The following is a 14,994-nucleotide window of genomic DNA, read 5'->3' as shown; positions in this document are numbered from 1 at the left end:
GCGTCAGGCCAACGTGCGCTCGACGCGCCCGTCGCCGTGGCGCACCAGCGTGCCGCGCCAGTCGTCTTCGCCCAGGCCGACGACGGTGATCTCGAGCGGCATCGCGCCCAGCGCATGCGTCGCGCAGCTCAGGCACGGGTCGTAGGCGCGCACCGCGACCTCGACGGCGTTGAGCAGTGCGTCGTCGGGCTCGCGGCCATCGAACACCTGCGCCGCGACGGTCTTCACGGCCTCGTTCATCGCCTGGTTGTTGTGCGTCGTGCTGACGATCAGGTTGCACCAGGTCACGAGGTCGTCGTCGCCGATCGCGTAGTGGTGGATCAGCGTGCCACGCGGCGCCTCGATGACGCCCACACCTTCGCGCGTCGCCGGCCGCGTGGCCGGCAGCGGCGCGGTGAGCTCGCCGCCGAGCAGCGCGTCGTCGCCCAGCAGCCGCGCGATGACTTCCATCGCGTGCAGCATCTCGATCATGCGCGCCCAGTGGTAGGCCAGCGTCGCGTGCACGAGGCCGCCACGGCCTTGCGCCGCGAAGCGCTGCCGCGCGGCCTCGGCGCGCGGCGTGTCGATGAAGCTGCAGTTCTGCACGCGTGCGAGCGGCCCGACGCGGTACCAGCCGGCGTCGCGGCCGAGCGACTTCAGGTACGGGAACTTCATGTAGCTCCACGGCCGAGTCTCTTCCTCGATCAGCTCGAGGTAGCGCTGCACGCTGCGGCCATCGAGCAGGATCGCGCCGTCGGCGTCGCGCGCGCGCAGCACGCCGTCGTAGAGCTCCATCGCGCCGTCGCGCTCGCGCACGATCGACAGAAACGAAGAGCGGAACGTGCCAAAGCCGTCGTACAGCGCCGGCTGCTGTGCGTGCAGCGTGGCCACGAGCTCGACGGCCTGTTCGCACCACGCGAGCATCTGCGGCACCTCGGCGGCCAGTGCGTCGCGCTCGTCGCGCGTGAGGTGGCGGTTGACGCCGCCGGGCACCGAGCCGGTGCCGTGCACGCGCTTGCCGGCGGTCAGGCGGATCACCTCCTGCCCGTACTTGCGCAAGAGAACCCCCTGGCGCGCGATGTCGGGGTGCGCGGCGGCGACGCCGACGATGTTGCGCTTCGTGACCTCGCTGTCGAAGCCGAACAGCAGGTCGGGCGAACTCAGGTGGAAGAAGTGCAGCGCGTGCGACTGCAGGATCTGGCCGTAGTGCATCAGCCGGCGCATCGCCTCGGCGGTGGGCGGCACCGCGCCGACGCCGAGCGCGACGTCGATCGCCTTGCTCGCCGCGAGGTGGTGCGACACCGGGCAGATCCCGCACAGTCGCTGCACCATCACCGGCACCTCCCAGTACGGGCGGCCGACGATGAAGCTCTCGAAGCCGCGGAACTCGACGATGTGCAGCCGCGCCTGCTGCACGCGGTTGTGCTCGTCGAGCAGCAGCGTGACCTTGCCGTGGCCCTCGACGCGCGACAGCGGGTCGATCGCGACGCGGCGCAGCTTGCCGGGGTCGGTCGTCGTGTCCATCAGTCGTAGTGGATCAGGCCGTGGCCGAGCGTCGGCGCTCGCCCCGCGAGCAGCGCGGTGATGCAGGCCCAGATCGCGTCGGCGCTCGGCGGACAGCCGGGCAGGAAGTGGTCGACGTGCACGACCTCGTGGATCGGGTGCACCTTGGCCAGCGGCAGCGGCAGCTCGGGGTCGTTGGGCACCGCGCTGCCGGCGGCCAGCCCGGGGCGGCCGTGGTCGTAGACGTCGAGCAGGATGCGGCCGACGTCGAGCGCGTTGCGCTGCGCCGGCAGCCCGCCGTTGATCGCGCACGCGCCCACCGCCACCAGCACCTTGCAGCGCGCGCGGAACTCGCGCAGCACGTGCACGTTCTCGGCGTTGCACAGCCCGCCCTCGACGAGGCCGATGTCGCAGTCACCGCAGTGCTTCAGGTCGGTCAGCGGGCTGCGGTCGAACGTGACGAGCTCGACGAGCTCGAACAGCCGCTCGTCGATGTCGAGGAACGACATGTGGCAGCCGAAGCAGCCGGCGAGCGAGACGGTGGCGATGCGCGGCTTCGCGCGCGCGGTGTCGGCGTGCGTGCCGTCAGCGCCCATGGCCGCCCTCCCCATCCCCCTGCGGTTCCACCTGCGCAGACACCGGCGCGCGGTCGAAACGCCGCTGCCCGATCGGCACCGCGAAGCCGCGGCGCTTGGGCAGGATCGCGCCGACCGGGCACACCGTCGCGGCGAAGTCGGTGTCGGCGAACGCGCTGTCGCCGAGCCTGCCGCTCGGCGAATTGACGAGCAGGTGCGCGCCGACGCCGTGGCCGCCGATCGCGAACACCGCCTTGCCGTCGACCTCGGTGCTCGCGCGCACGCACAGCTTGCACAGGATGCAGCGGTTCAGGTCCAGCCACATCGTCGGGTGGCTCGCGTCGACCGGGCGGTGCGGGTAGAACTCCTCGAACTGCGGCCCCGTCATGCCCATCTCGTACGCGGTGGCCTGCAGCAGGCAGTCGCCGCTCTTCTCGCAGCTCGGGCAGAAGTGGTTGCCTTCGACGAACAGCAGCTGCAGCAGCAGGCGCCGCTGGCCGTCGATGGCCGACGTGCGGTTCTCGACGACCTGGCCGGCGGCCGCGCGCGTCGTGCACGCCGCGGCCCAGCGGCCGTCGACGCGCACGGTGCAGACGCGGCACGCGCCGCTTTGCCCCAGGCGCGGGTGCCAGCACAGGTGCGGCACGTGGTGGCCGGCACGCTGTGCAGCGGCGAGCAGCGTGTCGCCGTCGTCGAACGGGACGTCGACGCCGTCGAGCTTGAACGTGCCGGCACTCATGCGTCGCGCTCCAGGTGCGCCAGCGCGTCGTCGCGGCCGGTCACGCGGCGCGCCGGCTCGAGCTCGGCGTCGAGGTCGAACGCGGGCACGAAGCGCGGGCGCTGCAGCCGGCGCTCGTACGCCGGGCGGAAGCGCTGCAGCGTGTCGCGCAGCGGGTTCGTCGCCGACGAGCCGAGGCCGCAGTGCGTCGTGCGGTGCAGCAGCGCCTCGAGCTGGCGCAGCTCCGCCTCGTCGAACACCGAGCCGAAGCCGTCGGCGAGCTTGTCCATGCGGCGCACGACGAGCTTGGTGCCGACGCGGCACGGCGTGCAGAAGCCGCAGCTCTCGTGCGCGAAGAAGTGCGCGAAGCCGCGCGCGACCTCGAACAGGTCGCGCGTCGCGTCGAACACCATGAAGGCGCCGGCGGTCGGCACGTCCTCGAACGCGAGGCGGCGGCCGAACTCGTCGCGCGCGAGGCACACGCCCGACGGGCCGCCGACCTGCACCGCCTGCGCATCCGAGGCGCCGGCTTCGTGCAGCACCTGCCCGACGGTGACGCCGAACGGGTACTCGTAGACGCCCGGGCGCGCGACGTCGCCGCTGACGCTGTGGATCTTGGTGCCGCTGCTGCCCGGCGTACCGATCGACGCCCACCAGGCGCCGCCGCGCAGCGCGACGTGCGCCGCGGCGCAGAACGTCTCGACGTTGTTGACGACGGTGGGCTGGCCGAGGTAGCCGCGCTCGACCGGAAACGGCGGGCGGATGCGCGGCGTGCCGCGCTTGCCTTCGAGCGACTCGATCAGCGCCGTTTCCTCGCCGCACACGTAGGCGCCGGCGCCAAGGTGGATCTCGATGTCGAAGTCGAAGCCCTCGGTGCCCGCGATGCCGCGCCCGAGCAGCCCGCGCGCGCGGCGGCGCGCGAGCACCGCCTCGAGCCGCTCGAGCATCCAGCGGTACTCGCCGCGCAGGTAGACGAAGCCGCGCGCGGCGCCGAGCACGCGCGCGGCCACCGTCATGCCCTCGAACACGGTGTCGGCGTAGCGCGCGAGCAGCACACGGTCCTTGAACGTGCCGGGCTCGCCCTCGTCGGCGTTGCAGACGACGACGCGCGTGCCGCCCTCGGGCACCGGCGCTCGGCGCGCGAGACGCCACTTGGTCGCCGTCGCGAAGCCCGCGCCGCCTCGCCCGCGCAGCCGCGACGCCTCGAGTTCGGCCAGCGTCGCGTCGGCGCCGCGCGCGAGAACGGCCTGGATCGCGTCGCCGCGCAGCGGCGCGCTGGCGAGCAGCACGTCGGCGCGGCGGACCTGATCGTCGACCGCGAACCACTCGGGCGGCCACTGCGCGACGGGCACGTCGGCGCGCAGGTAGTCGGCGAGTTCGTCGATGCGCTCGGGCGTCATGCGCGTCAGCGCGTGGTGGTGGTTGACGAGCAGCGTCGGACCCTGGTCGGGCAGCCCGGTGCACGACGTGAAGCCGACGCTCGCGCGGCCGTCGGCGCTCGCCTGCCCCGGCGCGACACCGAGCCGCTCGCCGAGCCGCTGCGCGAGCGCGCGGTTGCCGAGCATCCGGTCGGTGACGTTGTCGCTGAACAGCAGGTGGTAGCGGCCGACCGGGCGCAGGTGGAAGAAGCGGTAGAAGCTGGCCACGCCTTCGACGATCGCCGGCGTCAGCCCGACGCCGCGCGCCACCGCGGCGAGCACGGGCCGCGGCAGCCACACGGTGGTGGCCTGCACCTCGCGCAGGATCTGCACCAGCGCGTCGCGACGGTGCTGCCAGCGCGCGAGCGCAGTGTCGACCGCAGCGGCGGCGTCGGCAGTCAGTCCCGGTTCCACGCACCCATTGTGGCGACGGTGCATGACGGCCCGGCCATGACCGAGCGGTCTGCATGGGCACCGCGCCGCCGCGCCTACGCGCTGCGGAAGCGGCTCAGCCGGATGAACGCGATCGCGACGAACGGCAGCACGAAGCCCAGCGTCGTCGTCGTGATCAGCAGGTGACCGAGCTGGCTGTAGTCGGCCGGTACGCTGACGACGCCGGTCAGCGGGTCCTTGACTTCGCGCGTCACGGTGAACCACTGGTTCAGGTACTTGGTGCCGAGCTGAGACGCCGACAGCGCGAGGTTCGTGAACGAGGCCATCACGGCGAAGTAGGTCGCCTTCAGCCGCTCGGGCGCCGAGCGCGCGATCCACGCGAGCATCGGCACCATCGCGATCTGCCCCAGCGGCGACTCGAGCGCGGTGTCGACGATCGCGATGAAGCGCGCGTCGACGACGCCGCCGGTGCGCGCCGCGGTCCACTCGTGCAGCCCGTAGTACATGCCCACCGTCGGCAGCGCGAGCACGGTGCCGACGACGGTCAGCATCGCGACGATGTGCGTGATCGAGTGGTCGCCCATGTAGCGGCGAAACAGGAACAGCCCCGCGAGCGTCAGCACGCTGGCGATCAGCGACAGCGTCGCGAGGAACTGCTGGTCGAAGCCCAGCACGTCGATCATCCACCACGTCGAGCCGGCGCCGGGGCCGGGCAGCGCGCGGAACACGAACACGACGATCGCGGTGCCGATCAACGTGTGGCGCGCCTCGGGCGTGAGCTCGCCGGTGAGCTTGACGATCAGGAACACGATGATCGCCATCGACAGCGCGAACACGATCTCCTGCGCCGCGGGGATGTTCGCCACACCGAGGCCGACCGAGACGACGGCGAACAGCAGCCCGCCGCCGAGGATCCACCAGTTGACCGGCGGCGGCTCGGGCTGCGCGGCCAGCAGCCGCAGCGCGTCGTCGTGCGCGACGCCGCTGGCCTTCAGCCGGCCGAGCTCGCGCCGCCAGACCCAGCGCGCGAGCACGACGCCGGCCACCGAGACGACCGGGATCACGAGCGCGAGCTCGTACACGCGCGTGTAGATCGCGACCTTCTCGGCCTCGGGCAGCGCCGCCGCGCCGGCGAACATCACGACGTTGACGAGCGACACGAGCACGCTGCCGCCGATGATCGCGACGCGCCCGAGCGTCTGCACCGTCGTGTTCATCAGCCGGCGCTGGTCCTCGGGCAGCGGCTGGCCGCGCTCGTCGACGCGCGGCACGGCCTCGACCGTCATCGCGTCGGCGACGACGTCCTGCAGCACGTAGCCCACGGGCCCGAGCAGCGCCGAGATCACGAACCAGGTCTCGACCGGCAGCACCGCGGCCATCGCGGCACGTTCGGCCAGCAGGCCGATCATGATGAACAGGCTCGCCGCGAGCAGCAGCGCGCCGAGGTAGATCAGCCCGGCCTTGTAGCGCCACATCAGGTCGACGAGGTGGCCCACCGGCATCTTCAGCGCCCACGGCAGCCCGGCCCAGAAGCCCAGCGCGGCGAGGAACTCGGCCGACAGCCCGAGGTACTCCTTGACGAAGAAGGTGCCGACGATGCCGGTCAGCCCCGAGATGCCGGCCGCGACGTAGACCATCAGCGGCGGCAGGTACGACAGCCGCATCTCGCGGCCGAGCTCGAGGATGTTGGCGTCGAACCAGCGCGCGAGCGCGTGGGCCCAGCGGTGCGAGGCGGTGGCGGGGCGGGTCATCGAAAGCGGCGGGGCGTCGTCCAGGGGCGGCGGTCACGAAGCGTAGCGTCGCCCGCTGCGTTGGCACAGCGCAGGGGCATCACGCAGCGCCCAGCCGCGCGACGACTTCGTCGCCGATCGCGAGGCACGCGGTCAGCCCCGGCGACTCGATGCCGAACAGGTTCACGAGGCCCGGTACGCCGTGGTCGGCCGGGCCGGCGATCACGAAGTCGGCCGCCGGCTCGCCGGGGCCGGCGATCTTCGGGCGCACGCCGCTGTAGGCCGGCTGCAGCGCGCCGTCGGGCAGCGCGGGCCAGTAGCGGCGGATCGCGGCGTAGAACGCGTTGCGGCGCGCCGGGTCGACGCGGTAGTCGATCGGCGCGCCGTCGGGCAGCCACTCGGTGTCGGGGCCGAAGCGCGCCTGCCCGGCGAGGTCCAGCGTCAAGTGCACGCCCAGCCCCGCGGCGTCGTGCAGCGGATAGACGAGGCGCGAGAACGGCGCCTTGCCCGTGAGCGCGAAGTAGCTGCCCTTGCAGAAGTGCGCGTGCGGCACGTGCTGCGCATCGAGCCCCGCCAGCCGCGCCGCGAGCGCCGGCGCGTCGAGGCCGGCGGCGTTGACCACGGCGCGTGCGCGCAGCGTCATCGGGGCGTCGCCGCCGACGTCGAGCTCGATGCCGCCCGCGACGACACGGCCGCCGAGCACCGGGCTCGCGAACGCGAGCACCGCGCCGCACCGCTCGGCGTCGCCCTGCAGCGCGAGCATCAGCGCGTGGCTGTCGACGATGCCGGTCGACGGCGAATGCAGCGCGGCGACGGCGTGCAGCGCCGGCTCCATCGCCAGCAGCTCATCACGTTCCAACCACCGCACGTCGGCGACGCCGTTCGCGTGCGCCTGCGCCTGCAGCGCGCGCAGCGCGTCGAGTTGGCCCGCGTCGGTCGCGACGATCAGCTTGCCGCAGCGCCGGTGCGCGACGCCGCGCTCGGCGCAGTACGCGTAGAGCTGCTCGCGCCCGCGCACGGCGAGCCGCGCCTTCAGCGAACCGCTCGGGTAGTACAGCCCGGCGTGGATGACCTCGCTGTTGCGCGCGCTGGTGACGGTGCCGATCGCGGTCTCGCGCTCGACGACGGCGACCTCACGCCCGGCGAGCGCGAGCGCCCGCGCGACCGCCAGCCCGACGACGCCGGCGCCGACGACGACGGCGTCGACCGCTTCGCCCGTCATCGTCAGCGGTCGCGGAACGTGGGCTTGCGCTTCTCGAGGAACGCTGCGACGCCCTCGCGGTAGTCGTGCGCACGGCCGAGCTCGCGCTGCAGGTCGGCCTCGAGCCGCAGCGCGTCGGCGTAGCTCAGCTGCGCCGCCGTGTCGATCGCACGCCGCGTGTCGGCGAGCGCCTTCGTCGGCATCGCGGCGAGCCGCTGCGCGAGCGCCTTCACGGTGTCGGCGAACGCGTCGTCGTCGACGCACTGCCAGATCAGGCCCATCGCCTGCGCGTCGGCGGCGCTGAGCTTGTCGCCCGTCATCGCGAGCGCCAGCGCGCGCGCGCGGCCGACCAGGTGCGGCAGCAGCCAGGTGCCGCCGCAGTCGGGGATCAGCCCGATCTTCGAAAACGCCTGGATGAAGCTCGCCGAACGCGCCGCGACGACGATGTCGCAGCCGAGCGCGAAGTTGGCCCCGGCCCCGGCGGCCACGCCGTTGACCGCCGCGATCACCGGCACCGGCATCGAGCGCACGCGCAGCGCGAGCGGCCGGTACAGCCGCTCGATGACCTCGCCGACGTCGACGTCGTCGCCGGCCATGCCGGCGTCGTTGAGGTCCTGGCCGGCACAGAAGCCGCGCCCGGCGCCGGTGACGACGACGCAGCGCACGGCCACGTCGTCGGCCGCCGCGTCGAGCGCGGCGCGCAGCTCGGCGTGCATCGCGGCGGTGAAGCTGTTTAGGGCGTGCGGGCGGTTCAGCGTCAGCGTGCGCACCGCGCCGTCGGTCGCGGCGAGCACCAGCGGTTCACTCATCGGGGCGTCTCCTGCGGGGTCGGGTGCCGGATCGTACCGGCACGGCGGCCGCGGCGGCATCGGCATCGACCGCAGCTTCGGCCTCGGCGAGGATGCGCGCGAGGCGGTCCTTCAGCTTCTCGGTCGTCAGCTGCTCGCGCAGCCGCTCGACCATCAGCGGCAGCGCGAACGGGCTCGGCGCCGCGAGCTCGACGAAGTCCAGCGGCGCGGCGGCCATGCGGCGCAGCACCGCCTCGAGGCGGCCGATCTCGAGCTCTTGCGCGAGCACCTCCTGCTCGGCCTGCGCGAGCAGCAGGTTGCCGGCGTCGTACTTGCGGAACACCTCGTAGAACAGGCTGGAGGAGGCCTGCAGCTGGCGCAGGCTCTTCGGCGCACCGGGGTAGCCGCTGAACACGAGGCCCGCGACGCGCGCGATCTCGCGGAAGCGCCGCTGCGCGAGCGCGCCGCTGCCCAGGCTCGCGAGCACGTCGGCCATCAGGTCCGTCGTCGCGAACAGGCTGCCGTCGCGCAGCGGCGCGAGGTCCAGCGGCTTCGCGGCGAGGATCTCGATGCCGTAGTCGTTGATCGACAGCGAGTACGTGTTCGGCGCGGCGCGCGCGAGCCGCCACGCGAGCAGCTGCGCGAGGCCGCCGTGCACGAGGCGCCCGCCGAACGGGTACAGGAACAGGTGCTCGCCCTCGCGCGAGCGGTAGCGCTCGACGAGCAGCCGCCCGGCGCGCGGCAGCCGCGAGCGCTGCTGCTGCGTCGCGAGCATCGGCGCGGCGGCCCCGATCTCGGGCTCGGCGCGGTCGGCGAGGTCGCCGCGCGCGAAGCCTTCGAGCAGCGCCTGCACGGCGTCGGCCATCTCACTCGACAGCGGCATCTTGCTGCCGGCCCACGACGGCACGATGCCCTTCGGCTTGCTCGCCTTGCGCACGTAGGCCGTCATCTCCCGCGTGCGCATGTACTCGAGCACGCGGCCCGCGAAGACGAAGTGGTCGCCGGGCTTCAGCCGCGCGATGAAGCCCTCCTCGATCGTGCCGATCGTGCCGCCCGAGAGCCACTTCACCTGCATCGACGCGTCGCTGACGATCGTGCCGACCTGCAGCCGGTGGCGGTGCGCGATGCCGCGGTCGACGACGCGGTACACGCCGTCGTCGCCGCGCTGCACGCGGTGATACTCCGGGTACGCCGCGAGGCTCGTGCCGCCCTGCACGACGAAGGCCAGCGCCCAGTCGAACTCGTCGCGCGTCAGGTCGCGGTACGCCGGCGCGGTGCGCACCTCGTCGAACAGCGCGTCGGGCTCGAAGCCGCCGCCGAGCGCGACGGTGACGAGGTGCTGGACCAGTACGTCGAGCGGCTTGTGGGGGCTCGCGCGCGACTCGACCCGGCCGGCGAGCGCGGCGCGGCGCGCCGCCGTGGCCTCGACGAGCTCGAGCGTGTTCGTCGGCACCAGCGTCACGCGGCTCGCGCGCCCGGGCGCATGGCCGCTGCGCCCGGCGCGCTGCAGCAGGCGCGCCACCCCCTTCGCGCTGCCGATCTGCAGCACGCGCTCGACGGGCAGGAAGTCGACGCCGAGGTCGAGCGACGACGTGGCCACGACGGCCTTCAGCCGCCCGTCCTTCAGCCCGAGCTCGACCCACTCGCGCACCGCCTTGTCGAGCGAGCCATGGTGCAGCGCGACGAGGCCGGCCCAGTCGGGCCGCGCCGCGAGCAGCAGCTGGTACCAGATCTCGGCCTGGCTGCGGGTGTTCGTGAAGACGAGCGTCGTCGACGAGCGCTCGACCTCGTCGACGACCGGCGGCAGCATCTGGGCACCGAGGTGCCCGCCCCAGCTGAAGCGCCCGGGCTCGTGCGGCAGCAGCGTGTCGATCACGAGCGGCTTGTCGAGCCGGCCCTGCACGAGCGTGCCGCCAGCGCCGACGAGCGTGTGCATCGCCTCGTCGAGGTTGCCCAGCGTCGCGCTGAGTCCCCAGGTGACGAGCGCCGGGTTCCAGCGCTTGAGCCGCGCGAGCGCGAGCTGCACCTGCACACCGCGCTTGTTGCCGATCAGCTCGTGCCACTCGTCGACGACGACGGTGTGCACGCCTCGCAGCCGCTCGCGCGCGTCGGCGCGCGTGAGCAGCAGGCTCAGCGACTCGGGCGTGGTGACGAGCGCGGTGGGCAGCCGGCGGTCCTGGCGCGCGCGCTCGGCGGCGGGCGTGTCGCCGGTGCGCAGGCCGACGCTCCACGCCGGCGCGAGGTCCGCCAGGGGCTCGCGCAGCGCGCGCACGGTGTCGGCGGCGAGGGCGCGCATCGGCGTGAGCCACAGCAACCCCAGCGGCGGCGCCGTGCCGCGCATCGGCACGCCGAGTTCGGCGGCGCGCTGCAGCGCGCCGAGCCACGCGGCGTGGGTCTTGCCGCTGCCGGTCGTCGCGTGCAGCAGGCCGCTGGCACCCGCGGCCATCGCGGCCCAGACGCGGCGCTGGAAGTCGAACGGCGTCCATCCACGCGCGGCGAACCAGGCCTCGGCATTCACGGCCGGCACCGACAAAGGCGCACGCGACGCCCGCGCAATGCGCGCGGCGCGGACCCGCGCGTCAGTCGCCGGCGCTGCGGTCGCGCGGGGGCTCCCGGCCCCCACTTCGCACTTCGCGCACCTCGACGTCGATCACGTCGCCCGGCACGTCGCGGCGCGCGCGACCGGCCGGTGGCTGCTGCGCGGCGCGGCGGGCGCGAAACATCCAGCGGCCGTCGGGGAACTGCACCAGCGTTGGCCGCCGCCCGGTCAGCAGCGACCACAGCAGCAGCACCGCCGAGGCGATCAGCGCAGCGATCATCGCGCTGACGAAGAACAAGGCCCCGGCGACGATCAGCACGAGCCGCGCGAGCAGCGCGAACACACCGCCGACCAGACCGGCGACCCCCCGACGTTGGCGCGACTTTGCCATCCGCCTTCGACGCCCCGACCCGCGGCCGGTTCCCGGCGCGAGTGGGCCTCGGCGGCTGGCGCGCATGCCGCCCGCCCGCGGTCATGGCTCGGCGGGCGCACCGAGGCGCAGACCGACGCGCGCGATGCGCCCGCCGTCGAGCGCGCGCACGCTGAACTGCGCGCCGGCCCACTCCGTCGTGTCGCCGACCACCGGCGGGCGCCCGAGCCGCCAAGCGAGCCAGCCGGCGAGGTCGCGCGGCCCCTCCTCGGGCAGCGGCAGGCCGTAGAAGCCGCACAGGTCGGCCAGCGGGGTGCCGCCGTCGAGCACGAAGTCGCCGAACACCGCGCGGTGCGCCGGCTCGTCGGCGACGTCGGGCAGGTTGACGCCGAAGCGCTGCGCGGCCCAGCGCATCGTCGTGCCCTGCAGCAGCAGCGACGCGAGCACGACGACGAACGCGACGTCGAACAGCAGCCGCGCCTGCGGCACGCCGGCGACCATCGGGAACACCGCCAGCACGATTGGCACCGCGCCGCGCAGCCCGACCCACGAGACGAACGCGATCTCGGCGGCCTTGAACCGCAGCGGCGCGAGGCACAGCCACACCGCCACCGGCCGCGCGACGAGCATCAGCACCGCAGCCACGCCGAGCGCCGGCAGCAGATGGTCCATCAGGCGCGTCGGCGTCACGAGCAGCCCCAGCAGCAGGAACATCGCCGCCTGCGCGAGCCACGCGTAGCCGTCCATCGCCGCTAGCGCGCTGAGCACGAGCGCCTCGGCTCGGTGGCGCACGACCAGCCCGTACAGGTACACCGCGAGGAACCCCGAACCGCCCGCCATGTTCGCGCCGGCGAACACCGCCACCCCCGATGACAGCAGCAGCAGCGCGCCGAGCGCCTCGAACTCGCCGACGAGGCGGATGCGGTTGAGCAGGCTGCCGACGATCCAGCCGCCGGCCAGCCCCACGACGAGACCGCCACCGGCCTGCTGCGCGAAGAGCAGCGCCAGCGACGCCGCGTCGTGGCCCTGCGGCGCCGTGATCCAGGTGATCAGCATCATCGTCAGGAACACGGCCATCGGGTCGTTGATGCCCGACTCGATCTCGAGCGTCGTGGCCATGCGCTCGTTCAGGCGCAGCTGGCTGGTGCGCATCAGCGAGAACACCGCGGCCGCGTCGGTCGAGCCGACGATCGCGCCGGCGAGCAGCCCGAGGCGCCAGTCGACGTCGAGCAGCCACGCCGCGGCCGCGCCGGTGAGCGCGGCGCTGACGACGACGCCGACCGTGGCCAGCCCCAGCGCCGGCTTCAGCCCGGTGCGGAAGGTGCCCAGCGCCGTGCGCAGCCCGCCGTCGAGCAGGATCACCGCCAGCGCCGCATTGCCGACCCAGAACGCGAGGCGGAAGTCGTCGAACTCGACGCCGCCGGGCCCGTCCTCGCCGGCGAGCATGCCGGCGCCGAGGAACACGAGCAGGAACGAGAACCCGGCGCGCGCCGAGAACAGCCCGGTGAGTACGCTGGCAAACACCAGCGCCCCGGTCACGAACAGCACGAGGTTCAGGACGTCCACGCGACCTCCGGCGTGGCCGCCCGCGCGGTCTGCGCACCGACGATCCAGCCCTCGACCGGGTCGACCTCGGCCGGCAGCCCATAGCCCGGCTGGCGCGACGCCCACGCCGCCTGGACGAGGCACAGCACGGCGTCGAGCCGGTCGCCCAAGGCGTCGGCGGTCAGCGCGTCGCGCTGCGCGTGCGTGAGCTTCAGCCGCAGGCCCAGCGGCGAGCGTCCCTGCTCGAGCACGTCGACGAGGTCTTTGCGCGCGATCAGCGTGTCGGCGCCGTCACGGTTCTTGTACGAGCGCCGGCCGATCAGCGCGTGCGCGAGCCAGCCGGGGTAGGCCTCGAGCGCGACGCGCGCGGCGTCGCCGGCACACAGGCCGGGCACGTCGACACCGGCGGCCACGAGCCGCGCAAAGCCCTCGTAGTACATGAAACCCACCGGCACGTAGCGCGTCTGCAGCGGACTCGTCGAGCTGACGCCGGGCAGCGCGGTGTCGGTGGCGCGGTGCGGCAGGCGCTGGCCGGGCGGGCGGGCGTTGCCCCACGCGTCGATCAGGGCGCGCAGGGCCATGCGCGTCGGACAGCGGCGGTGCAGCTCGCCGATCACCGCGCGCGCGTCGCCGCCGAGCGCGAGCGCATCGACGAACACGCGCGGCAGCCCGAACGGGAAGTCGAACGCGCCCAGCCACGGCCCCGGTGCCGCGAGCAGCGCCTCGAAGCCGGCCAGCGTGGTGATCTCCTGCAGCGACTGCAGACGCAGCACGTCGCCCGCTCGCGTGCCGTGCGCGGCCACGATCGGCTTACGCCGGCCGGGCGCGCAGGTGAAGTCGACGCCGAGCAACGAGGGCCGAACGGACGGGAGGTGCATCGGGGCATTGTCGGGTCTTGCGCCACCGCACGCCGCTACAGTGGCCCCCATGGACGCGAACCCGGTCCTCGTCGACGCGTGGCGCGGCACGCTGGTCGAGTCGCGCCACCGCGGCGCACTGGCGGTCGTCGACGCCGACGGCCGCATCGTCGTCGCGCTCGGCGACATCGAACGGCCGGTGTTTCCGCGCTCGGCGGTCAAGCTGCTGCAGGCGCTGCCGCTCGTGGCCAGCGGCGCGGCCGACCGCTTCGGCCTCACCGACGACGAGCTCGCGCTCGCGTGCGCGTCGCACAGCGGCGAGCCGGCGCACGTGCGCACCGCGGCCGCGATGCTGGCCAAGGCCGGGCTCGACGCCGGCGCACTCGAGTGCGGCGTGCACTGGCCATCGCGCGAGGCGGTGCAGCGCGCGATGGCGGCGGCCGGCGAGGTGCCGGGCGCGCTGCACAACAACTGCTCGGGCAAGCACGCCGGCTTCGTCGGCCTCGGCTGCCTGATGGCCGCGGCGCGCGGTGCCGACGCGCGCACGTTCGTGCGTGGCTACGTGCAGCGCCACCACCCGGTGATGCGCGAGGTGACCGCGGCGCTGCAGGCCGCCACCGGCTTCGACCCGGCCACCGCGCCGCTGGGCACCGACGGCTGCTCGATCCCGACCTACGGCATCGCGCTGTCGCGGCTGGCGCTGGGCTTCGCGCGCGTGGCCACCGGCGTGGGGCTGTCGGCCGCGCATGCCGCTGCGGCGCGGCGTCTGCGCCGCGCGGTCGCGGCGGCGCCGTTCATCGTCGCCGGCACCAACCGCTTCGACACGCGCGTGATGCAGCGCCTGGGCGAGCGCGTGTGCTGCAAGGTCGGCGCCGAGGGCGTGTACTGCGCCGCGCTGCCCGCGCGCGGGCTGGGCGTCGCGCTCAAGATCGACGACGGCGCGACGCGCGCCGCCGAGGTCGCGATGGCCGCGGTGATCGACGCGCTGGTGACACTCGACGACGACGAGCGCGCATTCGTGCGCGAGCTTGGCCAGGCGCGGCTCGTCAACTGGAACGGGCTCGAGGTCGGTGCGCTGCGTGCGACCGACGCGCTGCGCGAGACGCTGGCCGCCGCGGTCTGACAGCCTCGCATCCGCGCGCCACCTCAGAGGCTGAGAGGCAATTGATCGCCGCAGACGCCCGTCGGGTTGGCGTCAGGGCCAGAGGAACGAACGTCACGCGGCGCTGCTGCGCGGGTGATGTCGCTGCGACGGGCTCGTGCGCGCTTCGCAGCGCTTGATTCGGGTCGATTTCTCATCTTCCGCACCCCTTACGCGGCCGCCAGGGCCGCTGCGGGCGCACCTGTGCCCAGACCGACCCACTGCGGTGCGATCTTG

At 73.8% G+C, this 14,994-nt stretch carries 12 protein-coding genes; 1 reads left to right on the top strand and 11 read right to left on the bottom strand.

Annotated elements, in window-relative coordinates; translation table 11 throughout:
- Positions 1–3: 3 nt before the first annotated feature.
- The 11 genes from DRV96_RS13100 to DRV96_RS13050 form a co-directional block, all read right to left on the bottom strand.
- Entirely contained in the window at positions 4–1,503 is a 1,500-nt protein-coding gene (locus DRV96_RS13100; RefSeq protein ID WP_119291822.1) for a Ni/Fe hydrogenase subunit alpha, read from the bottom strand.
- Positions 1,503–2,078: an NADH-quinone oxidoreductase subunit B family protein gene (locus DRV96_RS13095; protein WP_119291820.1), complete on the bottom strand. Its 576-nt coding sequence runs from the start codon at positions 2,076–2,078 to the stop codon at positions 1,503–1,505. The genes DRV96_RS13100 and DRV96_RS13095 overlap by 1 nt, the downstream gene beginning before the upstream one ends.
- Positions 2,068–2,796, bottom strand: coding sequence for a 2Fe-2S iron-sulfur cluster-binding protein (locus DRV96_RS13090; RefSeq protein WP_119291819.1), 729 nt, complete (start codon positions 2,794–2,796; stop codon positions 2,068–2,070). The genes DRV96_RS13095 and DRV96_RS13090 overlap by 11 nt, the downstream gene beginning before the upstream one ends.
- Positions 2,793–4,607, bottom strand: a complete 1,815-nt coding sequence (locus DRV96_RS13085) for an NAD(P)H-dependent oxidoreductase subunit E (protein WP_235823396.1) — start codon at positions 4,605–4,607, stop codon at positions 2,793–2,795. Before DRV96_RS13085 ends, DRV96_RS13090 begins: the two co-directional genes overlap by 4 nt.
- 74 nt (positions 4,608–4,681) lie before the next feature.
- Complete coding sequence (locus DRV96_RS13080; protein WP_119291814.1) at positions 4,682–6,337, bottom strand: MFS transporter; 1,656 nt, start codon at positions 6,335–6,337, stop codon at positions 4,682–4,684.
- Between the two features lie 79 nt (positions 6,338–6,416).
- Positions 6,417–7,538 (bottom strand): NAD(P)/FAD-dependent oxidoreductase, encoded by a 1,122-nt coding sequence (locus tag DRV96_RS13075; RefSeq protein ID WP_119291812.1) that lies wholly within the window; start codon positions 7,536–7,538, stop codon positions 6,417–6,419.
- Positions 7,539–7,540: 2 nt separating this feature from the next.
- Complete coding sequence (paaG, locus tag DRV96_RS13070; RefSeq protein ID WP_119291810.1) at positions 7,541–8,326, bottom strand: 2-(1,2-epoxy-1,2-dihydrophenyl)acetyl-CoA isomerase PaaG; 786 nt, start codon at positions 8,324–8,326, stop codon at positions 7,541–7,543.
- Positions 8,319–10,838: a ligase-associated DNA damage response DEXH box helicase gene (locus DRV96_RS13065; RefSeq protein WP_119291808.1), complete on the bottom strand. Its 2,520-nt coding sequence runs from the start codon at positions 10,836–10,838 to the stop codon at positions 8,319–8,321. Before DRV96_RS13065 ends, paaG begins: the two co-directional genes overlap by 8 nt.
- A 46-nt stretch (positions 10,839–10,884) precedes the next feature.
- Positions 10,885–11,235: a hypothetical protein gene (locus tag DRV96_RS13060; protein WP_162911047.1), complete on the bottom strand. Its 351-nt coding sequence runs from the start codon at positions 11,233–11,235 to the stop codon at positions 10,885–10,887.
- Between the two features lie 81 nt (positions 11,236–11,316).
- Entirely contained in the window at positions 11,317–12,780 is a 1,464-nt protein-coding gene (locus DRV96_RS13055) for a potassium/proton antiporter (RefSeq protein WP_119291804.1), read from the bottom strand.
- Positions 12,768–13,637: a DUF429 domain-containing protein gene (locus DRV96_RS13050; protein WP_119291802.1), complete on the bottom strand. Its 870-nt coding sequence runs from the start codon at positions 13,635–13,637 to the stop codon at positions 12,768–12,770. Before DRV96_RS13050 ends, DRV96_RS13055 begins: the two co-directional genes overlap by 13 nt.
- Positions 13,638–13,686: 49 nt before the next feature.
- On the opposite strand from DRV96_RS13050, the gene DRV96_RS13045 reads away from it, so the two are divergent.
- Complete coding sequence (locus tag DRV96_RS13045; RefSeq protein WP_119291800.1) at positions 13,687–14,739, top strand: asparaginase; 1,053 nt, start codon at positions 13,687–13,689, stop codon at positions 14,737–14,739.
- Positions 14,740–14,994: the final 255 nt, after the last annotated feature.

Source organism: Azohydromonas sediminis, from assembly GCF_003574675.1.
In the GTDB taxonomy this organism is placed as follows: Bacteria; Pseudomonadota; Gammaproteobacteria; order Burkholderiales; family Burkholderiaceae_C; genus Calidifontimicrobium; species Calidifontimicrobium sediminis.
This window is presented reverse-complemented; position numbering and strand designations above follow the sequence as displayed.